Genomic DNA, 20,075 nt, shown 5'->3' with positions numbered 1-20,075 from the left:
CTGGCGCACCGATCTATTGACTAGTTCTATTCAGGAAGTCAGGATGTGAATATCCACCTCAACAGTCCGCAGTCACAGTCCGCTGGGAGGCAGACCATGTCAGGACCCCGCCCCGTCCGAGCGCCGCGCGGTACGGAACTGAGTGCCCTGGGATGGCAGCAGGAAGCCGCCCTGCGGATGCTCCAGAACAACCTCGACCCCGAGGTCGCCGAGCACCCCGACAAGCTCGTCGTCTACGGCGGCACCGGCAAGGCCGCCCGCGACTGGCGGTCCTTCGACGCCATGGTGCGCACGCTGAAGGGCCTCAAGCAGGACGAGACGATGCTCGTCCAGTCCGGCCGCCCCGTCGGCGTCATGCAGACCCACGAGTGGGCCCCGCGTGTCCTGATCGCCAACTCCAACCTCGTCGGCGACTGGGCCAACTGGGAGGAGTTCCGCCGCCTGGAGGCCCTCGGCCTGACCATGTACGGCCAGATGACCGCCGGCTCCTGGATCTACATCGGCACCCAGGGCATCCTCCAGGGCACCTACGAGACCTTCGCCGCCGTCGCCGCGAAGAAGTTCGGCGGCACCCTCGCCGGGACGATCACCCTCACCGCCGGCCTCGGCGGCATGGGCGGCGCCCAGCCGCTCGCCGTCACCATGAACGACGGCGTCGCCATCTGCATCGACGTCGACCCGCGCGCCATCGAGCGCCGCATCGAGCACCGCTACCTGGACGTGAAGGCCGACAGCCTCGCGCACGCGCTCCAGCTGGCCACCGAGGCCCGCGACGCGCGCAGGCCGCTGTCCATCGGCCTCCTGGGCAACGCCGCCGAGCTGCTCCCGCAGATGCTCGCCGAGGGCGCCCCGATCGACATCGTCACCGACCAGACCTCGGCCCACGACCCGCTGGCCTACCTGCCGGTCGGTGTCGCCTTCGAGGACATGGCCGACGCCGCCGCGAAGGACCCGGCCGGCTTCACCCAGCGGGCCCGCGAGTCCATGGCCAGGCACGTCGAGGCCATGGTCGGCTTCATGGACGCCGGCGCCGAGGTCTTCGACTACGGCAACTCCATCCGCGGCGAGGCCCAGCTCGCCGGGTACGACCGGGCGTTCGCCTTCCCCGGCTTCGTCCCCGCCTACATCCGCCCCCTGTTCTGCGAGGGCAAGGGCCCCTTCCGCTGGGCGGCCCTGTCCGGCGACCCGGCCGACATCGCCAAGACCGACAAGGCGATCCTGGAGCTCTTCCCGGAGAACGAGTCCCTGCACCGCTGGATCAAGATGGCCGGCGAGCGCGTCCACTTCCAGGGCCTGCCCGCACGCATCTGCTGGCTCGGCTACGGCGAGCGCGACAAGGCCGGCGAGCGCTTCAACGACATGGTGGCGAGCGGTGAGCTGGCCGCGCCGCTGGCGATCGGCCGCGACCACCTGGACTGCGGTTCGGTGGCCTCCCCCTACCGCGAGACCGAGGCCATGCTCGACGGCTCGGACGCGATCGCCGACTGGCCGCTGCTGAACGCCATGGTCAACGTGGCCTCCGGCGCCTCCTGGGTGTCCATCCACCACGGCGGCGGCGTCGGCATGGGCCGCTCCATCCACGCCGGCCAGGTGACGGTGGCCGACGGCACGAAGCTCGGCGGCGAGAAGATCCGCCGGGTCCTGACCAACGACCCCGGCATGGGCGTCATCCGGCACGTGGACGCGGGTTACGACATCGCGGAGTCGGTCGCCGACGAGCGGGGCGTGCGGGTGCCGATGCGCGAGGGTGACGACGCGTGACGCAGCACCGAGGTGAGCCGAGCGGCAACGGTCCGGCGGGGCTCGAAGCCTCGTCGCCCGCTGCCGCCCCGGGCGCGGCCGGCGGCCACCCCTCCTTCCACGAGATGTGGCGCGACCTGCTCCCCATCGGCCGGCACCCCGAATCCCGCGGCTACCGCCGCTTCGCCTGGACCGGCGCCGACCTCGACTGCCGGGCCTGGTTCAAGGACCAGGCCGAGGCACGCGGGCTCACCTACGAGGTCGACCGGAACGGCAACCAGTGGGCCTGGCTCGGTGACCCCGCCGCCGGGGACGCCGTGGTCACCGGCTCGCACCTCGACTCCGTGCCGGACGGCGGCGCCTTCGACGGCCCCCTCGGCGTGGTGTCCTCCTTCGCCGCGCTGGACGAACTGCGCGGCCGGGGCGCGGAGCTCACCAGGCCGCTGGCCATCGTCAACTTCGGCGACGAGGAGGGCGCCCGCTTCGGGCTCGCCTGCGTCGGATCCCGGCTCACCGCCGGACAGCTCACCGTGGAGGGCGCCCACAAGCTGACCGACGGCGACGGGGTGAGCCTGCCGCGGGCCATGGAGGCCGCCGGCTACGACCCCGACACCATCGGGGCCGACCCGGAGCGGCTCGACCGCATCGGTGCCTTCGTCGAGCTGCACGTCGAGCAGGGCCGGGCGCTGGACCTGTCCGGCGACCGGGTCGGCATCGCCAGCGCGATCTGGCCGCACGGCCGGTGGCGGTTCGACTTCCGGGGCGAGGCCAACCACGCGGGCACCACCCGCCTCGTGGACCGGCGCGACCCGATGCTGACGTACGCCGAGACCGTGCTCGCGGCCCGCCGCGAGGCCGAACTCGCCGGTGCCGTCGCCACCTTCGGCAAGATCGCCGTCGAGCCGAACGGCGTCAACGCCATCCCCTCCCTGGTCCGCGGCTGGCTCGACTCCCGGGCCGAGGACCAGACGAGCCTGGACACCGTCGTCGGCGGCATCGAGAAGGCGGCCCGCGGCTACGCGGACGCGCACGGCATCGAGCTCGACGTCGTCCGTGAGTCGTTCACGCCCGTCGTCGAGTTCGACCACGCCCTGCGCGACGAACTGGGCCGCATCCTGGGCAAGGACACCGACCTCACCGTGCCCGTCCTGGGCACCGGGGCCGGACACGACGCCGGGATCCTCTCCGGGCGCATCCCGACCGCCATGCTGTTCGTACGCAACCCCACGGGCGTCTCGCACTCCCCGGCGGAGTTCGCCGCCGAGGACGACTGCGTGGCCGGGGTCCTCGCACTCGCCGACGTACTGGAAGGGCTGGCCTCCAGGTGACGACCAAGACCTACTGGCTGGAGCACGCCTGGCTCGACACCCACGTCGAGCCGGGCGTCGCCCTCACTGTGTCCACAAGCGGCTCCGCCGCGGGCCGCGACGGTCGCATCACCGCCGTCCGCACGGACGTCCCCACCCCGCCGCCCGGCGCGGAGATCCTGCGCGGCCTGACCCTCCCCGGTCTGGCGAACGCGCACAGCCACGCCTTCCACCGCGCCCTGCGCGGCACCGTCCAGGTCGGCTCGGGCACCTTCTGGACCTGGCGCGAGGTCATGTACTCCGTCGCCGACCGGCTGACCCCGGAGACCTACCACGCGCTCGCCCGTGCGGTGTACGCCGAGATGGCGCTGGCCGGCATCACCTCGGTCGGCGAGTTCCACTACGTCCACCACGCGCCCGGCGGCACGCCCTACGCCGACCCAAACGCGATGGGCGAGGCCCTCATCGCGGCCGCCGCCGATGCCGGAATCCGCATCACCCTCCTCGACACCGCCTACCTCTCCTCCGGCTTCGGGCAGCCGCCGACCACCCACCAGCTCCGCTTCTCCGACGGGGACGCCGAGGCCTGGGCCGCACGCTCTTCACTTCTCAAGGAACGGGATCACGCACGGATCGGGGCCGCCGTCCACTCCGTACGGGCCGTGCCCGCCGACCAGCTTCAGACCGTGGCGCGGTGGGCCGAGGAGCGGCGGGCGCCGCTCCATGTGCACCTGTCCGAGCAGACCGCCGAGAACGAGGCGTGCCTGGAGGTCCACGGCTGCACCCCGACCCAGCTCCTCGCCCTGCACGGCGTCCTCGGGCCGCGCACCACCGGCGTCCACAACACCCACCTCACCGCCGAGGACATCTCCCTCATCGGCGGCAGCGGCACCGGCACCTGTATGTGCCCGACCACCGAGCGGGACCTCGCGGACGGCATCGGTCCGGCCGTCGCCCTCCAGAACGAGGGCTCACCGCTGTCCCTCGGCTCCGACAGCCACGCCGTGATCGACCTGCTCGAAGAGGCACGCGCGATGGAGCTCAACGAGCGCCTGCGCACCCGCACCCGCGGTCACTGGACGGCGGCGGCCCTGCTGCGGGCGGCCTCGGCCGACGGCCACGCGGCCCTCGGCTGGGACGAGGCGGGCACCCTGGAGGCCGGCGCGCTCGCCGACTTCACGACGATCGCGCTCGACTCGGTCAGGACGGCAGGGCCGCTTCCGCGGCTCGGGGCCGAGACGGCCGTATTCGCCGCGTCGGCAGCAGACGTGTCGCATACGGTCGTGGCAGGTCGGCACGTCGTGCGGGACGGGGCCCACACCCTCGTGCCGGATGTGCCGAAGGCCCTCGCGGACGCCGTCGAAGCCCTGCGCGGATGACTCCGGGCCGACCGCCCGCCACCGCCCCCGAACCCCACACCGCCGACCAGGCAACCGAGGACGCCATGAGCAACGCGACGACCGTCAGCCCCGCCCACTCCGCGAGCACCGCAAGCACGCTCATCACCAACATCGCCGCCCTGGTCACCAACGACCCCTCCCTCGGATGGGGGTCCCCCCGTTCGAGCAAATTCGAGAATGGGGGAAATTCCCCCCTCGGACTGGTCCAGGACGCCGCGATCGCCATCGAGGGCGACCGCGTCGTGTGGACCGGTGATCAAAGCAAAGCACCCGCCACTGACAATCGGATCGACGCAGGTGGCCGGGCCGTCGTCCCCGGCTTCGTGGACTCCCACTCGCACCTCGTCTTCGCGGGCGACCGCACGCGGGAGTTCAACGCCCGGATGTCGGGGCGGGCGTACAGCGCGGGCGGCATCCGCACCACGGTCGCGGCGACCCGGGCGGCGAGCGACGCGGAACTGGAAGCCAACCTCACCCACTACCTCCAAGAGGCCCTGCGCCAGGGCACCACCACCTTCGAGACCAAGTCCGGCTACGGCCTGACCGTCGAGGACGAGGCCCGCGCCCTGCGCATCGCCGCCGCCCACACCGACGAGGTCACCTATCTCGGCGCCCACATCGTCTCGCCGGACTACGCCGAGGACCCGGCGGCCTACGTCGCCCTCGTCACCGGCGAGATGCTCGACGCCTGTGCCCCGTACGCCCGTTGGGTCGACGTCTTCTGCGAGAAGGGCGCCTTCGACGGCGACCAGGCCCGCGCGATCCTCACCGCGGGCAAGGCGAAGGGCCTGCACCCGCGCGTGCACGCCAACCAGCTCACCTACGGCCCCGGCGTGCAGCTGGCCGTCGAACTGGACGCCGCCAGCGCCGACCACTGCACCCACCTCACGGACGCGGACGTCGACGCCCTCGCGAACGGCAACACGGTCGCCACCCTGCTGCCCGGCGCCGAGTTCTCCACCCGCGCCGAGTGGCCGGACGCCCGCCGCCTGCTCGACGCGGGCGTCACCGTCGCCCTGTCCACCGACTGCAACCCGGGCTCGTCGTTCACCTCGTCCGTGCCGTTCTGCATCGCCCTCGCGGTACGGGACATGGGGATGACCCCGGACGAGGCGATGTGGTCCGCCACGGCGGGCGGGGCCGCCGCCCTGCGCCGCGACGACATCGGCCGCCTCACCCCGGGCGCCCGTGCCGACCTCCTCCTGCTCGACGCCCCGAGCCACGTCCACCTGGCCTACCGGCCGGGCGTGCCGCTGGTCAGCGGGGTGTGGCGGAGCGGCGTGCGCGAGATCTGAGGTCGCGGGGGCGCCGGGCCGTCCCGGTCAGGACGCCCCCGCCCGCCACCGCTGCGCGGAGCTCCCGCTCGCCGGCTCCAGGGACAACGCGTCCCCGGCGCCCCCGTCCGGTGTCACGGCCGTCCCGAAGGCGATGGCGGGGCGGATCAGCCCGGCGCCGTCCACCACGAACATCAGGTTCCGCCCGTTGCGGCCGTCCACCGAGTCGCACGACCAGATGCCGACGCCCCGGTCCGTCGAACCCCGGCTGTCCAGGCAGAAGTCGGGATCGGCGGCCGACTGGAGCACACCGCGGTCCGTGTCGACCCGCCAGCGCTGAGTACTGGACGACGAGCAGGGCGCGGTGATCACGTCGGTGCCGTTGAAGAACGCGCCGCCCACGTCCAGGCAGAGCCCCGAGGCGACGTTCACGACCTGGGCGTACGTGCCGCCCGGCGGACGCGTGGGCGGCGTCGTGGGCTTCGGGCGGGCCGTCTTCGTCGGGGACGGACTCCTCGTCGGCGACGGGGACTTGGACGTCCGAGACGGTGACGGGGAGGGCGACGACGTCGTCGGCGTCGCCGAGACGGTCGCCGTCACGGTCACCGCGACCGGCGGCACGCGCGCCGGGACGCTCGCCGATCCCACCGGGTCCTGCGGCGTCGATCCGCCCTGCGCCACCAGGAACGCCACCAGCGGCAGCAGCGCCACGCCCAGCGCCGCCGACACCAGCACCACCCGACGACGGTCCGCCGGCCCGACTCCGCCCGTCACACTCCGGCCCGCGCGGACGCCCCGAGTGCCGAGACCCCCGGCCCGCGTCCCGGCCGACTCGCCCGCGCCGTCCGCCGCATACCCCGTGCCGCCCCACGGCAGGAGCCCCTCCGCCAGCGCCGTGCGGGGCGAGTCCCGCAGGGCCGACAACTCCTCGTACGCCGTCGTGCAGTGCGGGCAATGCGTCATGTGGGCGTGCAGATCGGCGCTGTCGCGGGGGCTGTCGGGCCGTACGGACTCCTCGATGAGCCGGCCGAAGTCGACGCAGTCCGGGTCGTCGGAGGCGGCGAGGCGGGCGCGCAGACAGGCGCGGGCCAGCAGTTGGAGCGCCGGAGCCGTGCCGTAGGTGACGTCCTCGCGGGTCAGGCCGAGGAGGGAGGCGGTCCGCTCCACCGGCTCCCGCTCCACGACGCCGTACCAGATCAGGCCCTGGGTGCGCGGCGGCAGTGACTGGAACGCCGTCAGCATGGGCGGGACCGGGCCGGCGGGACCGGCGGTGTTCAGGACGAGCAGCAGCCCCGCGTCCAGGCCGGCCGCCCGCTCGTCCATCGCCCAGGTGCCGGCCAGCCGCGCGGTCAGCAGCAGGAGTTGGAGCCGCCAGGGGACACCGGGGTCGATGCCGCGCGCCGTCTGACGGGCCGCCAGGGCGAACGCCTGGGCCGCCAGCTGCCGTGCCATGGAGTCGTTCGGGGTGCACAGCCGGGCATAGGCGAGGACGTGCGCGTGATGGCGGGTGCGCAGCTCCTGGAGCGCCGGATACGCGGTGGCCGTCTCGGCGCGCAGCAGTTCGGTGAGCCGTGCGTCGGACGCGCCCGCGTGGACGCCGTGGCCATGGTCCTGGCGGCCACGGTCCCTGTCGTCGTCGGCCCGAGCCATTGCGCCGCCTCCTCGCAGCCTTGCGACCCGCTCGGAGTCCTGACCTACCGGCGGGTATGACGGCTCATAGTGGAGGAAGCCAGGCCGTGGGGAAAGGGTTTCTGTGGGTAACCCGTGAGCTCTCGGTGAAAGATCCGAACGCACCGCGCCCGATGCGTTCGGTGAAAGATCCCAACGCACTGTGCCCGGTGCCCCGCCGACAGGTTCGGCGGGGCACCGGGCACAGTGCGGGTCGGCGTGCGGGAGGCGGCGCTCCTCGACCGGTCACCGGTGGACCGGTCATTCCTCGAGCGTCAGTCCCTTTCTGAGCTTGATCAGGGTCCGCGACAGCAGCCGCGACACATGCATCTGGGAGATGCCGAGTTCCTCGCCGATCTCCGACTGGGTCATGCCCGCGACGAACCGCAGGGACAGGATCTTCCGGTCCCGGGGCGGCAGTTCGGCGATGAGGGGCTTGAGGGACTCGACGTACTCGATGCCCTCGATGCCGTGGTCCTCGTAGCCGATCCGGTCGGCCAGCGCGCCCTCGGCGTCGTCCTCCTCGGGCTGGGCGTCCAGCGAGGAGGCGGTGTAGGCGTTCGAGGCCGCCATGCCCTCGACGACCTCGTCGTTGGTCAGACCCAGGCGCTCGGCCAGTTCCGCCACCGTCGGGGCGCGGTCGAGCTTCTGCGCCAGCTCGTCACCGGCCTTGGCCAGGTCGAGCCGGAGCTCCTGAAGGCGGCGCGGCACCCGCACCGACCACGACGTGTCGCGGAAGAAGCGCTTGATCTCACCGATGATCGTCGGCATCGCGAAGGTGGGGAACTCCACGCCACGGCTCAGCTCGAACCGGTCGATCGCCTTGATCAGGCCGATGGTGCCGACCTGGATGATGTCCTCCATCGGCTCGCTGCGCGAGCGGAAGCGGGAGGCGGCGAACTTGACCAGCGCGAGGTTGAGTTCGACGAGGGTGTTGCGGACGTACGAGTACTCGTACGTCCCTTCCTCCAGCGACTCCAGCCGCTCGAAGAGAGTCTTGGACAGGGCCCGCGCGTCCACCGGGCCCACCTCGTCGTACGGGGGGATGTCCGGAAGGCCCGCGAGAGCGTCGTCCTGGTCGAAGTCGCCCTCGTGGACGACGGCGACCGATTCGCCGTGCTGCTCGCCGGAATCCGGATGCTCCGATTGGGATGCCGACGTCGCGCTCTGGGTATGCGATGCGTCGAGCCGGGGTGACATGATGTCCTCCATCGTTCTCGGCATATGGCTGCCGAAGCCTGTCGTGCACTGCGGTGTGCGGCGCCTCCAAGCCGGCCGAGTCGGTTACGTGTCTCTACTAGCCCTACCCGCTTTCCTGAGCCCACCGCAAGTGCGCTCTGGTCCGAAATGTCCGATTCTGTGTGGATGTTCGGGTGTGTGGGTGCCGTAGTGAAGGCGTAGTGTTCGAGAGCGTCAGTCAGTAGCCACGATGTCGGGAGTGAGACACGGCATGGACCGCGGGACGGTCGGCAGCGCACAGTCTGGCCGACTTCTGGTCGAAGTGCGGGAAGAGGGCTCCAGTGCCGTCGTGACCCCGGCGGGTGAGCTCGATCACCACACCGCCGATTTGTTGCGTGAGCCACTCGAGGACTGCCTCGGCAAAGGCTTCAGCCGACTGGTCGTCGACTGCTCGCGGCTCGAGTTCTGTGACTCCACGGGGCTGAACGTGCTGCTGGGGGCGCGCCTGAAGGCGGAGGCCGCCGGTGGCGGGGTGCATCTCGCGGGCATGCTGCCCGTGGTCGCCCGCGTGTTCGAGATCACGGGGGCCGAGGCGGTCTTCACGGTCCACGACTCGCTGGAAGACGCCCTGGCCGACGGGCCCGACGGCGCCGGCTGACCCCGGGCGTCCGGCACTGCATCAGACGTCACATCATTCGGCCCGAATACAGGGGTGTTCCCTTCGCCCGGTAGGGCAGGAGACATCCTGAACGCGTCGGCTGTGATGTCGGCCACCGGGCGTGGGGACTGTGACCGACGTATCAGGCAAGGACGTGTACCGGCGTACTGACTCTGCGTACTGACTTGTGAATCGTGTGAATGTTGAACTGGTGAATCGGTGAGGTGAAGCGCTGATGAGCACCACCCGGCCTTTCTCGCCGGGCGACCGCGGCCCTGAGCCCAGCGGCGCTTCCGGAGCGTCCGACGGGGGCGTGCCAGGGACGGGGGCCGCCGAGCGGGGCGCGTCGGCGGCGGGAGCGCCCGACGGGGGCGCTGCGCCGCCCCTGAGGCCCGAGGAGTCCCAGGCGTCCGCAGCGGCGTCCGCGGGGCGTCAGGTCCGCAGGCTGGACTTCGCGGACCAGAGCGGGGTCGTCCCGCTCGCCCGTGACTTCGCCCGGCAGGCGCTGTACGCGTGGAACTGGCTGCCCGCAGCCACCGCCGACCAGCGGGCCGCCGCCGAGGACGTCCTGCTCGTCGTCTCCGAGCTGGTCACCAACGCCTGTCTGCACGCCGAGGGGCCCGAGGAGATGTGGATCGCCTGCGACAACAAGGTGATCCGCGTCGAGGTCTCCGACAGGGGCACCGGCCAGCCGGCCCCGCGCACCCCGCACCGCTCGGGGCGCCCGGGCGGTCACGGCATGTTCATCGTGCAGCGGCTGTGCCTGGACTGGGGCGTCGTGCGGACGCCCGGCGTCTCGGGCAAGACGGTGTGGGCGGAGCTGGGCGCACCGGCGTAGGGCGCCCGTCCGGACACGGTGGAAAATCGGTTCCGCCCCGCCCGGACGCTGCTCTACGCTCCCCGCAACGCGCTGACGGAGACAATTAGCCGGGTCCGCGAGCCGAGAGAGCCGCCCGTCGCTGTGAAGGCGGCCTCGCTTCCCCGGTGAATCCACTCCCGAGTGCGGGGAGGAAATGCCCCGCCGGCCGGCCCCCGTCATCGGGCCCGAACGAGATCGCCGGACGGCCCCCAGGGCGTCGTACGGCGGTGAAGGCGTGGTGGCACCGCGAGCAGACCCTCTCGCCCACGCCCCGAGGGACCACCCCGGGGCGGGCCCTGCCGCTCCGGTCGACCGGACGGAGCAGAGCGCCATGCTCGACGTCACCCTCATCCGACAGCACCCCGACCAGGTCCTCGCCGGCCTGCGCAAGCGCGGTGCGGACCCCGACATCCCGGCCTTCCTCGCCCTCGACGTCGAGTTCCGCGAGGCCCGCGCCGCCGTGGAGCGGCTGCGCGGCGAGCGACGCCGGATCTCGGCCGAGATCGCCGAGCGGCGCCGTACGGACGCCCCCGCGGACGAGCTGCGGGCCGGCGCCGGTGAGCTGGCCGGCCGGCTCACCGAGGCCGAGGCGGGCCTCGCCGGGCTCGCCGCCCGCCATCAGGAGTTCCTCGACGCCCTGCCCAACCTCCCGGACCCGGACGTGGTGGCCGGCGGCAAGGAGAACAACGAGGTCGTACGGGTCGTGGGGGAGCCGCCCGCCTTCGGCTTCCCGGCCCGCGACCACGTCCGCCTCGCCGAGGACCTGGGCCTGGTCGACTACCGGCGCGGCACGGCCCTGGCCGGGAACGGCCACTGGATCTACCGCGACCAGGGCGCGGCCCTGGAGTGGGCGCTGCTCAACCACTTCCTGGACGCCCACCGCCGGGCGGGCTACGAGTTCGTGCTGCCGCCGCACCTGCTGACCTACGAGGCCGGATACACGGCCGGGCAGTTCCCGAAGTTCGCCGACGAGGTCTACCGCGTGGACGACCGCTTCCTGCTGCCCACCGCTGAGACCGCCCTGGTCAACCTCCATCGCGGCGAGACGCTCGACGAGCGCGAGCTGCCGCGCCGGTACGTCGCCTACACGCCCTGCTACCGCAGGGAGAGCGGCAGCCACCGCACTGCGGACCGCGGGACGCTGCGGGGGCACCAGTTCAACAAGGTGGAGCTGTTCCAGTTCGCCCGGCCGGACGAGTCGGAGGCCGCGCACCTGGAACTGCTCGGCCGTGCGCAGGAGCTGGTCGCGGGGCTCGGGCTGCACCACCGGGTCACCCGGCTCGCCGCCGGGGACACCAGCCCCGCGCAGGCCAAGACCTACGACGTGGAGGTCTGGCTGCCCAGCCTGGGCGGGTACGTCGAGGTCAGCTCGGTGTCGAACGCCCGTGAGTACCAGGCCCGGCGCGGCGCCATCAGGTACCGCCCGGCCGGCGGCGGCAAGACGGCGTACGTGCACACCCTGAACGCCTCGGGCCTGGCCACCAGCCGCCTGGTGCCCGCGATCCTGGAGCAGCACCAGCGCGAGGACGGGACGGTCGCCGTGCCCGAGGTGCTGCGGCGGTGGGGGCTGCCCGAGGTACTGGGTGCGGCCTGACCTTGAATTACGCGGGTTGTCTCGCGATGACCGCACCGGTCACGTCGGCCGACCTGTTTTTCTGCTGGGGGTCCGGGGGTTGTCCCCCGGGAGAACGCAGTACCGGCGGTCACCCCTTCCACTCGGTGCACGCCGGATCGCCACAACTCCGGTGTGCACCGTGTCTTCCTTCCTCAAGTCCCCGGGCGTACCTTGACGGCCGATCTGATGTGCCGTCAGGAAATGAGGGGACCGTGTCGAAGCAGAAGCGAACCGCCGCGCTCGCGACCGCCGCGGCCCTGGCCGGATCGGCGGTGCTGATGGCCGCCCCCGCGGCCAGGGCCGAGGTCGTCGACGTCAACTACGCCTGCAAGACGCCGATCGGCGACAAGAGCGCCGTCTCGCCCATCGACATCAAGGGCGTCAAGAGCGGCAGCGGCTACAAGATCACCATGTCGTGGCAGAAGGGCGTCTCGTCCAGCCCGGTCGAACTGGGCAAGGGCGCGATGAACCCGAGCGCCACCATCAAGCTGGGCGGCGCCGACAGCGGCACCATGAACGTGACCGGCCCGGCCAACCAGGAGGCCATCCCCGCCAACACCCCCATCAAGATCAACGACTTGACGGGCACGTACACCCCGAAGAAGACCGGCAAGGTCACCTTCACCGCGGGCATCCTCACCATCAAGGCCCTCGGCACGACCACCACGTGCACGCCGTCCAACAGCCCGGGTCCGTCGCTGAGCCTCGACGTGACGGCGGCGTCCGGTGGCGGCGGCGACAGCGGGGCCCAGAGCGGTTCCGGCTCCGGTTCCGAACTTCCGCAGACCGGCCCCGAGGACTCGGCCATCGCCCTCGGCACCCTGGGCGGCACGGTCCTGCTCGCGGGTGCGGCGGGCGCGCTGTGGCTGACGCGGAGGGGGCAGACCGTACGCCGCTGAACGCCTCCGTATGAGAGCGCTGGAGCCGCCGATGTCGTCAGCCGCCCGTGTCCTGTCCCTGCCCCTGCTGCTTCTGTCCCTGCTGGCGGTGGCCCCCACGGCGACCGCCGCCGAGGCCTGGCTCGTCGCGCCCTCCGGGGGCGGGCGCCCGTCCTTCTACACCGAGGGCGAGCCCGGGTCGCTCCAGCAGGACACGGTGTCCGTGACGAACCGCGGCGCCGAGCCGGTCACCGTACGGCTGACCGGCGACGGCGTGCCGATCGCCTTCGCGGAGAGCCGGGTGCGGATCCCGGCCCGCACCCGCGCCGAGGTCCCGTTCACGGTGACCGTCCCGACGGGCACGGCCCCCGGTGACCGCTCCGGCGAGATCGTCGCCCGGGACGCCGACGGCCGCGCCCAGCGCGTCGCCCTGCGGCTGCGCGTCACCGGCCCGGAGCTGTCCGCGCTGACCGTCGAGCAGGTGGCAGTCAGGGCCGACGGCATCACATACGTACTGGTCAACAGGGGTACGACCCCCCTCACACCGAGTCTCGCGGTGCGCGCCGACGGTGTCCTCGGCCGCCTCCTCGACCGCGCCCCGCGCACCCTGCCCGTCGACCTGCCCCCGGGCAGCCGCACCCGGCTCACCGAGCCCTGGCCCGACCGGCCCGCGCTCGACGCGGTCGACGTGCGGCTCACCGTCACGGCGGCGGGCGGAGCCGCCGACACCGCGCAGGTGTCGGTGCGGTTCGTGCCGTGGGGCGCGGTGGCGGGGGCCGCGGGGGCGCTCGCGGCGGCGGGCGCCCTCTTCGCCGTACGACGTCGAAGGCGCCGGGGCCCGTACGACGGCGGGCCGACCGAAGTCGAACGGCCTTTGCAGCAGCCGGAGTTGACGGGAGCGGGGACGTGAGGGGCAGGGTGCGGATTCCGGCGCTGGTGACGGTACTGGCGCTGCTGTTGCCGCCGATGGCGGCCGTGAGCGCGTCGGCGGCCGACGACCCGCCCGTCGTGAAGCTGTCCAAGACGCAGGCAGGGACGGGCGGTTCGGTCACCGTGACCGGCACCGGCTGGCGCCCGCGCGCGCTGCTGATGCTCCTGATCTGCGGGCAGTCCGTGCCGTCGACCGGGGTGAGCGGGGGCACCAACTCCTGCGCCAACGCGGACGGCCGGGCCGTGACCACGGACGGCGAAGGGCGCTTCAGCCGGAAGCTGCCGGTGGCGGAGCCGCCCGTGCCGTGCCCGTGCGTGGTGCACGTGGCGACGGCGACCGGACCCAAGGCCGAGGCCGACGCCATCTTCCAGGTCGCCGGGCACGCGGTCGAGCCGCTGCCCGCGGAGCCCGCGGGCGGCCGTCTCTCGGTGCTCACGGACACCCGGCTGGACGGATCCAGCGGCCTGCTCACCTGGTTCGGCGCACCGCCGGCCCGCACGTTCGTCTTCACGGTCGGCAACGTCGGCACCTCCGCCGTCAAGAACCCGGTGTTCCAGGTCGGCACCTCACACGGCGTGTTCGCCCCGCAGTGGGAGGAACAGCAGTGGCGCGGCACGATCCAGCCGGGCCGCAAGGCACGCATCGAGCTGCCGGTCGAGCTCGCCGCCGGGGCGCACGGCGACTACGCCGTCTCCCTGAAGTACGGCGGCAAGGTGATGGCCGAGCAGCCCTGGGGCGTGGGCCGGCCCTGGGGCGTGACGCTGTTCTGGATCCTGGTCTGCCTGGTCGTACCGGCGGCGCTGTTCCGCGTCGGGATGGCGGTGGTGGACCGGATACGGCCGCGGCAGTCGGCCCGCCGCCGGGGCCTGCGCCTGCCCGAAGTCGCGTTTCGCCTGCCGGGGCTCAGGCCCCGGGAGGAGGCGAGGCACGCGGCTCCACCCTCTTCGGCACTGCCGTGGTTCACCCCGGACAGCGATCCGGGCACGGCCGGCCGGCTCTCCGCACCGCACGACGAAAGCCCGACGAGTCCGACGACTCCGACGACTCCGACGAGGAAGGGACCCCCGTGAGCAAGCCAAGGAGAGCCGTACCGGCCCGGCCCAGGAGAGCGAGTGCGGCCGGCGTCGCGCTGATGCTCGGCGGCGCGGGCGTCCTGCTCGGCGTGAGCGCCGGGACCGCCCAGGCGGCGGAGGTGGCGTACGCGACCGAGTGCATCCCGCCCGCCATCTCGGGGCTGCCGCCGGTGCAGGGCACGACGAAGGTGGAGATCACCGCGCCCGCCGAGGCGAAGGTCGGTGACGAGGTGGAGATCGTCTGGAAGTTCGTCCAGGCGGCCTCCAAGAACCCGAACATCCTGGACCTGGAGGCGAACACGGTCCAGCCGACGGGCACCCTGAAGGCGGCCGGCGCGCAGACCGGGGACATCGCCATGCAGGGTCCGCGGGAGAACCCGCCGATCCCCAAGAACACCGACATGAAGCTGTCCGACATGAAGGGCAAGCTGAAACTGACGGCACCGGGCGAGGTGAAGCTGACGCCGGACGCGTACAACATCAACGTCAACAAGCCGATCTCCACGGACACCAAGTGCGCGCCCAAGGAGGCGGTGAAGCAGGCGGCGACGATCAAGGTGACGGACGGGGGCGGGAACTCGGGCGGTACGACGGGAGGTCTGCCCACGGTGATCCCGACGCTGCCGACCAGTGTGCCGACGGGGTCCTCCAGCCCGACGCCGAGTGAGAGCGAGACGGGCGGAGACGACGGCGGCACCAGCACCGGCGGCGGAACCGGGGGCGGTGGCGGCCAGACCGACTTCACCGGCAAGGAGGTCCAGGTCCCCTACGAGTGCAAGACGCCCATCGGCGACAAGAACGCGACCTCGCCGGTCCAGATCAACGCCAGGAAGAGCGGCGAGAACTTCGACCTCACGGTCAAGTTCAAGAAGTCGGTGATGGACAGCCCCGCCGACATCCCCAAGGACTCGGTCAAGCCGTCGATGGAGGTCGCCCTGGGCGGCGCCGACAAGGGCACGGTCCATGTCGAGGGCCCCACCAACTCCGAGGACATCAAGTCGGGCGAGCCGATCGAGATCCCCGACCTCACGGGCACCTACAAGCCGGGCGCGAGCGGCGAATCGACGTTGTCGCCGGGCGTCCTGACGATCGAGGCCCTGGGCACGACGACGACCTGCACGCCGGCGAAGTCGGAGGTGTCCCTCACCCTGGACACGACCGAGCAGGCGAGCGGGGCGTCCGGCGGCGGCTCGGCCGGCGGTTCGGCGGGAGGCTCCGCGGGCGGCTCGTCGACGAACGGCGGCCTGGCGGCGACGGGCGCGGAGGACCACGCCGCACTGAAGGCGCTGGGCCTGGTGGCGGGGACGGCACTGCTGCTCGGGGGAGCGGTGTTCACCTTCATGCCGAGGCGCAGGACGCGCTGATTCCCTCAGGGGCGCGGGGAACCGCGCACGTCGAGCGAACCAACGGGGCCGTCACACCCACCTGGGTGCAACGGCCCCGTCAGACTTGAGCCCCGCGCTAGCGGACGTCGCCCATGAGCTCCTTGACCTTCTTGCGGTACATCCACACCGCCACACCGGCGAGGACGGCGAGCGTCGCCTCCAGGGCCACGATGTTGGTCTTGTTCAGGTCGACACCGGCGATGGAGAGCAGACCGGTCGTGGCGTCACCGGCGGTGACGGCCAGGAACCAGACGCCCATCATCTGCGAGGCGTACTTCGCGGGCGCCATCTTCGTCGTCACCGACAGACCCACCGGGGACAGCAGCAGCTCACCGACGGTCTGGACGAAGTAGATCGCCACCAGCCACATCGCGGCCGCCTTGTGACCGCCCTCGGCGATCGACAGCGGGGCCAGGAAGAGGAAGAACGACGCGCCTACCAGGACCAGACCCGAGCCGAACTTCACGATCGTGCTCGGCTCCTTGCCGCGCCGGTTCAGTGCCAGCCAGAACCAGGCGAAGACCGGGGCCAGCGCCATGATCAGGACCGGGTTGACCGACTGGTACCAGGAGACCGGGAACTCCCAGCCGAAGACGCTGTTCTCGGCGGAGCCCTCGGCGAAGATCGACAGGGTCGAGCCGCCCTGGTCGTAGATCATCCAGAACACGGCCGCGGCCACGAAGAACCAGATGTACGCGGACATCTTCGACTGCTCGCCGCGGTCCAGGTCCTTGTCGCGCTTGATGCGGACCAGGACCATCGTCGGGATGATCACGCCGAGCAGGGTCAGCGGGACCAGGACCCAGTTCAGCGTGTAGTTGCCGGAGAAGCCGACGATCGCGTAGAAGACGACCGCGATACCGGCCCAGATCGCCGCCTTGCGCAGGGTGGAGGACTTCTCCTCGGCGGACAGCGGGGTGGGGACCACGCTGGAGCGCTCGGCCAGGTGGCGCGAGCCGATCAGGAACTGGGCCAGGCCCAGCGCCATGCCGAGCGCGGCGAGCGCGAAGCCCAGGTGCCAGTTGACGTTCTCACCGATGGTGCCGATGATCAGCGGCGCGGCGAAGGCACCGAGGTTGATGCCCATGTAGAAGACCGTGAAGCCACCGTCGCGGCGCGGGTCGGACGGGCCGTCGTAGAGGTGGCCGACCATCGTGGAGATGTTGGCCTTCAGCAGACCCGAACCGATCGCGACCAGGCCGAGGCCGGCGTAGAACGTGCCGGAGGACGGCAGGGCCAGCGTGAGGTGGCCGAGCATGATGACGCCACCGGCCACGGCGACGGTCTTGCGCGGGCCCCAGACCCGGTCGCCGAACCATCCGCCGGGCATGGCGAGCAGGTACACCATCGACACGTAGACCGAGTAGATCGCGGTCGCGGTCGCCGCGTTGAGGTTCAGGCCGCCCGGAGCGACCAGGTACAGCGGGAGCAGTGCCCTCATGCCGTAGTAGGAGAAACGCTCCCACATCTCGGTCATGAAGAGAGTGGCCAGTCCGCGGGGGTGGCCGAAGAAGGTCTTCTCGGAGCCGGGGGTGCCCGGGCGGGCCGAGTCCTTCGTCAGGCTGGACGCCATGGTCGATCCTTGCTGGTCGGGACGCGCACCGACGTAGAACGTTCACGCGCCCGGTGGGGGGCGGCCGGCACCGGCGGACACGGCCGTCCGTCCCACGCCCAGGGACAGTCCGCTCCGGATCACGGAGGGGATGACGGCGACCGTCGGGATCCACGCCCCCGCCTTCGGGGGCCCGGCCACAGGTCATTCCTTCGGGGACCGGTGAGCACCGGTCCCGCACACAAAAGAGACCCTCAGCGTCAAGTGCGCCGAAGGTCCCCGTAGTGCTACGGGCGTAGAGTCACCATACGTCAGGACAGTGCCTGAAATGGAAGGACTTGAGACCGGGATCACAGGTGTCGAGGGAACCGCGGACACCCTTTCCAAGGTCCTTTCCAGGATCGCATCTCGAAGGCATAGGTCTGTACCACAGCGGCCGAAGGTAAGAGACACGCTCGGGGCCGGTGAGAATCCGGGCGGTCGATCACCCTCCAGCTCTTGTCATGGGCGGACTACCATCACCCCATGACCCGAGTACTGCTCGCCGAGGACGACGCGTCCATTTCGGAGCCGCTGGCCCGCGCACTGCGCCGGGAAGGGTACGAGGTCGAGGTGCGTGAGGACGGCCCCACCGCGCTCGACGCTGGAATGCAGGGCGGTATCGATCTGGTCGTACTGGACCTCGGCCTGCCCGGCATGGACGGTCTGGAGGTGGCCCGGCGACTGCGTGCCGAGGGCCACACCGTGCCGGTCCTCATCCTCACCGCACGCGCCGACGAGGTGGACACCGTCGTGGGCCTGGACGCGGGCGCCGACGACTACGTCACCAAGCCGTTCCGGCTGGCCGAGCTGCTCGCCCGGGTCCGGGCCCTGCTCCGGCGCGGGGCGGCCGAGCCGCAGCAGCCGCCGGCCACCCACGGCGTACGGATCGACGTCGAGTCGCACCGGGCGTGGATGGGCGACGAGGAGCTCCAGCTCACTGCGAAGGAGTTCGACCTCCTGCGGGTGCTGGTGCGCGACGCCGGCCGGGTGGTGACCCGGGACCAGCTGATGCGCGAGGTCTGGGACACCACCTGGTGGTCCTCGACCAAGACCCTCGACATGCACATCTCCTGGCTCCGCAAGAAGCTGGGCGACGACGCGGCCAACCCCCGCTACATCGCGACGGTGCGAGGCGTGGGCTTCCGTTTCGAGAAGAGCTGAGTCCGGTCCCGAGGCCGGCGCCGTACCGGCGAGCACGCCGCAGCGGTATCCAGGCCCCACAGGTAAGTAGCAGGACATGCGCCGTCGACTGATCCAGTCCACCCTCGCCGTCGTTCTCGTCGTGATCGCCGTCTTCGGCGTGTCGCTGGTGATCGTCGAGACGCGGACGATCACCAACACCGCGCAGGAGCGGGTGGACACCGAGGCGGTACGCCTCGCCAGCATCGTGGACAGCCGGCTGCTCGGGGACGAGACCGTGGACGCCAAGGTGCTGCGGGAGCAGGTCCAGGGGGACCGCTACGCCGAGATCCGGATCCCGCAGAAGCCGGTGATCCAGGTCGGCACCAAGCCGACCGGCGACGTCATCAGTGCCACGGAGACCGGCGAGGAGGGCGAGACGGTCACCGTGCAGGAGCCGCGCTCCTCGGTGACGCGGGAGGTCGGCCGTACGCTGCTGATCATCGCGGCCGTCGCCCTGCTCGCGGTGATCGCGGCCGTGCTGCTCGCGGTGCGCCAGGCCAACCGGCTCGCCTCGCCGCTGACCGACCTCGCGGAGACCGCGGAACGACTGGGCTCCGGCGACCCCCGGCCCCGGCACAAGCGCTACGGCGTGCCCGAGCTGGACCGGGTGGCGGACGTCCTCGACTCCTCCGCCGAGCGCATCGCCCGGATGCTGACGGCGGAGCGGCGCCTGGCCGCCGACGCCTCGCACCAGCTGCGCACCCCGCTCACCGCGCTGTCCATGCGGCTGGAGGAGATCACCCTCACCGACGATCCCGACACGGTGAAGGACGAGGCGACCATCGCCCTGACGCAGGTGGAGCGCCTCACGGACGTCGTCCAGCGCCTGCTGACCAACTCCCGCGACCCGCGCACCGGCTCCGCCGTCACCTTCGATCTCGACGAGGTCATCCAGCAGCAGCTGGCCGAGTGGCGCCCCGCCTACCGCAGCGCGGGCCGGGCCATCGTCAGCTCGGGCAAGCGGCACCTCAAGGCGGTCGGCACGCCGGGCGCCGTCGCGCAGGTCCTCGCCGCGCTGATCGAGAACTCCCTCATGCACGGCGGCGGCACGGTCGCGCTGCGCACCCGCGTGACCGGCAATCAGGCGGTGATCGAGGTCACGGACGAGGGGCCCGGTGTCCCCGCGGACCTGGGCGCCCGCATCTTCGAGCGCGCCATCAGCGGCCGCAACTCCACGGGCATCGGCCTCGCCGTGGCCCGTGACCTGGCCGAGGCCGACGGCGGCCGCCTGGAGATGCTCCAGGCGAAGCCGCCGGTCATAGCGCTGTTCCTGTCGCGCACCCAGCCCCCGAAGAAGCCGCAGGAGTCGGGGCCGACGGTCAGATAACGGCC

At 71.9% G+C, this 20,075-nt stretch carries 16 protein-coding genes; 13 read left to right on the top strand and 3 right to left on the bottom strand.

Translation table 11 applies throughout. The features are described from left to right. The first annotated feature begins 96 nt into the window (after positions 1–96). The 4 genes from hutU (at position 97) to hutI (ending at position 5,742) form a co-directional block, all read left to right on the top strand. A complete protein-coding gene (gene hutU / locus PGH47_RS17445; RefSeq protein WP_271664203.1) occupies positions 97–1,761 on the top strand; it encodes a urocanate hydratase in 1,665 nt (554 codons plus the stop codon). 104 nt (positions 1,762–1,865) lie between these two features. Next, the gene (locus PGH47_RS17440) at positions 1,866–3,068 is read left to right on the top strand and encodes an allantoate amidohydrolase (RefSeq protein ID WP_271668081.1); all 1,203 of its coding nucleotides are present in this window, start codon (positions 1,866–1,868) and stop codon (positions 3,066–3,068) included. After that, positions 3,065–4,426, top strand: coding sequence for a formimidoylglutamate deiminase (locus tag PGH47_RS17435; RefSeq protein ID WP_271664202.1), 1,362 nt, complete (start codon positions 3,065–3,067; stop codon positions 4,424–4,426). The genes PGH47_RS17440 and PGH47_RS17435 overlap by 4 nt, the downstream gene beginning before the upstream one ends. Further along, positions 4,423–5,742 carry an imidazolonepropionase gene (gene hutI, locus PGH47_RS17430; protein ID WP_271664201.1) on the top strand — a complete coding sequence of 440 codons (1,320 nt, stop codon included), beginning with the start codon at positions 4,423–4,425 and terminating at the stop codon, positions 5,740–5,742. The genes PGH47_RS17435 and hutI overlap by 4 nt, the downstream gene beginning before the upstream one ends. 27 nt (positions 5,743–5,769) lie before the next feature. Here hutI and PGH47_RS17425 read toward each other — a convergent pair whose 3' ends face one another. Both PGH47_RS17425 and PGH47_RS17420 read right to left on the bottom strand, forming a co-directional pair. Continuing rightward, positions 5,770–7,371, bottom strand: a complete 1,602-nt coding sequence (locus PGH47_RS17425) for an RICIN domain-containing protein (protein WP_271664200.1) — start codon at positions 7,369–7,371, stop codon at positions 5,770–5,772. A gap of 279 nt (positions 7,372–7,650) precedes the next feature. Beyond that, positions 7,651–8,601, bottom strand: coding sequence for an RNA polymerase sigma factor SigF (locus PGH47_RS17420; RefSeq protein WP_271664199.1), 951 nt, complete (start codon positions 8,599–8,601; stop codon positions 7,651–7,653). 238 nt (positions 8,602–8,839) lie between these two features. On the opposite strand from PGH47_RS17420, the gene PGH47_RS17415 reads away from it, so the two are divergent. From PGH47_RS17415 to PGH47_RS17385, 7 genes are all read left to right on the top strand, one after another. Next, a complete protein-coding gene (locus tag PGH47_RS17415; protein ID WP_107905769.1) occupies positions 8,840–9,226 on the top strand; it encodes an STAS domain-containing protein in 387 nt (128 codons plus the stop codon). Between the two features lie 235 nt (positions 9,227–9,461). Then, a complete protein-coding gene (locus PGH47_RS17410; protein ID WP_271664198.1) occupies positions 9,462–10,064 on the top strand; it encodes an ATP-binding protein in 603 nt (200 codons plus the stop codon). A 352-nt stretch (positions 10,065–10,416) separates the two neighbouring features. Further along, on the top strand, positions 10,417–11,679 hold the full coding sequence (gene serS, locus PGH47_RS17405; RefSeq protein WP_271664197.1) for a serine--tRNA ligase: 1,263 nt from the start codon (positions 10,417–10,419) through the stop codon (positions 11,677–11,679). 233 nt (positions 11,680–11,912) lie between these two features. Next, complete coding sequence (locus tag PGH47_RS17400) at positions 11,913–12,599, top strand: LPXTG cell wall anchor domain-containing protein (RefSeq protein ID WP_125526044.1); 687 nt, start codon at positions 11,913–11,915, stop codon at positions 12,597–12,599. 31 nt (positions 12,600–12,630) lie between these two features. Beyond that, positions 12,631–13,488, top strand: coding sequence for a hypothetical protein (locus tag PGH47_RS17395; protein WP_271664196.1), 858 nt, complete (start codon positions 12,631–12,633; stop codon positions 13,486–13,488). Continuing rightward, on the top strand, positions 13,485–14,579 hold the full coding sequence (locus PGH47_RS17390) for a hypothetical protein (RefSeq protein ID WP_271664195.1): 1,095 nt from the start codon (positions 13,485–13,487) through the stop codon (positions 14,577–14,579). The genes PGH47_RS17395 and PGH47_RS17390 overlap by 4 nt, the downstream gene beginning before the upstream one ends. Then, entirely contained in the window at positions 14,576–15,946 is a 1,371-nt protein-coding gene (locus tag PGH47_RS17385; protein WP_376060806.1) for a hypothetical protein, read from the top strand. Before PGH47_RS17390 ends, PGH47_RS17385 begins: the two co-directional genes overlap by 4 nt. A gap of 97 nt (positions 15,947–16,043) precedes the next feature. Here PGH47_RS17385 and PGH47_RS17380 read toward each other — a convergent pair whose 3' ends face one another. After that, positions 16,044–17,540 carry an oligopeptide:H+ symporter gene (locus PGH47_RS17380; RefSeq protein WP_271664194.1) on the bottom strand — a complete coding sequence of 499 codons (1,497 nt, stop codon included), beginning with the start codon at positions 17,538–17,540 and terminating at the stop codon, positions 16,044–16,046. A gap of 504 nt (positions 17,541–18,044) precedes the next feature. Between PGH47_RS17380 and PGH47_RS17375 the strand changes: the two genes are divergently transcribed. Next, positions 18,045–18,722 carry a response regulator transcription factor gene (locus tag PGH47_RS17375; protein ID WP_107905766.1) on the top strand — a complete coding sequence of 226 codons (678 nt, stop codon included), beginning with the start codon at positions 18,045–18,047 and terminating at the stop codon, positions 18,720–18,722. 76 nt (positions 18,723–18,798) lie between these two features. Further along, positions 18,799–20,070, top strand: a complete 1,272-nt coding sequence (locus PGH47_RS17370) for an ATP-binding protein (RefSeq protein ID WP_271664193.1) — start codon at positions 18,799–18,801, stop codon at positions 20,068–20,070. The last annotated feature ends 5 nt before the right edge of the window (positions 20,071–20,075 follow it).

The organism is Streptomyces sp. HUAS 31, from assembly GCF_028198125.1.
GTDB classification, from domain to species: domain Bacteria; phylum Actinomycetota; class Actinomycetes; order Streptomycetales; family Streptomycetaceae; genus Streptomyces; species Streptomyces chartreusis.
The sequence above is the reverse complement of the archived record's forward strand: the minus strand, read 5'-3'. Positions and strand labels throughout refer to the sequence as shown.

Coding starts and splice junctions, on each gene's coding strand:
- hutI (WP_271664201.1), top strand. CDS start 4,423: ATGACTCCGGGCCGACCGCCCGCCACCGCCCCCGAACCCCACACCGCC.
- PGH47_RS17375 (WP_107905766.1), top strand. CDS start 18,045: ATGACCCGAGTACTGCTCGCCGAGGACGACGCGTCCATTTCGGAGCCG.
- PGH47_RS17380 (WP_271664194.1), bottom strand. CDS start 17,540: ATGGCGTCCAGCCTGACGAAGGACTCGGCCCGCCCGGGCACCCCCGGC.
- PGH47_RS17395 (WP_271664196.1), top strand. CDS start 12,631: ATGTCGTCAGCCGCCCGTGTCCTGTCCCTGCCCCTGCTGCTTCTGTCC.
- hutU (WP_271664203.1), top strand. CDS start 97: ATGTCAGGACCCCGCCCCGTCCGAGCGCCGCGCGGTACGGAACTGAGT.
- PGH47_RS17425 (WP_271664200.1), bottom strand. CDS start 7,371: ATGGCTCGGGCCGACGACGACAGGGACCGTGGCCGCCAGGACCATGGC.
- serS (WP_271664197.1), top strand. CDS start 10,417: ATGCTCGACGTCACCCTCATCCGACAGCACCCCGACCAGGTCCTCGCC.
- PGH47_RS17440 (WP_271668081.1), top strand. CDS start 1,866: ATGTGGCGCGACCTGCTCCCCATCGGCCGGCACCCCGAATCCCGCGGC.
- PGH47_RS17410 (WP_271664198.1), top strand. CDS start 9,462: ATGAGCACCACCCGGCCTTTCTCGCCGGGCGACCGCGGCCCTGAGCCC.
- PGH47_RS17420 (WP_271664199.1), bottom strand. CDS start 8,601: ATGGAGGACATCATGTCACCCCGGCTCGACGCATCGCATACCCAGAGC.
- PGH47_RS17370 (WP_271664193.1), top strand. CDS start 18,799: ATGCGCCGTCGACTGATCCAGTCCACCCTCGCCGTCGTTCTCGTCGTG.
- PGH47_RS17415 (WP_107905769.1), top strand. CDS start 8,840: ATGGACCGCGGGACGGTCGGCAGCGCACAGTCTGGCCGACTTCTGGTC.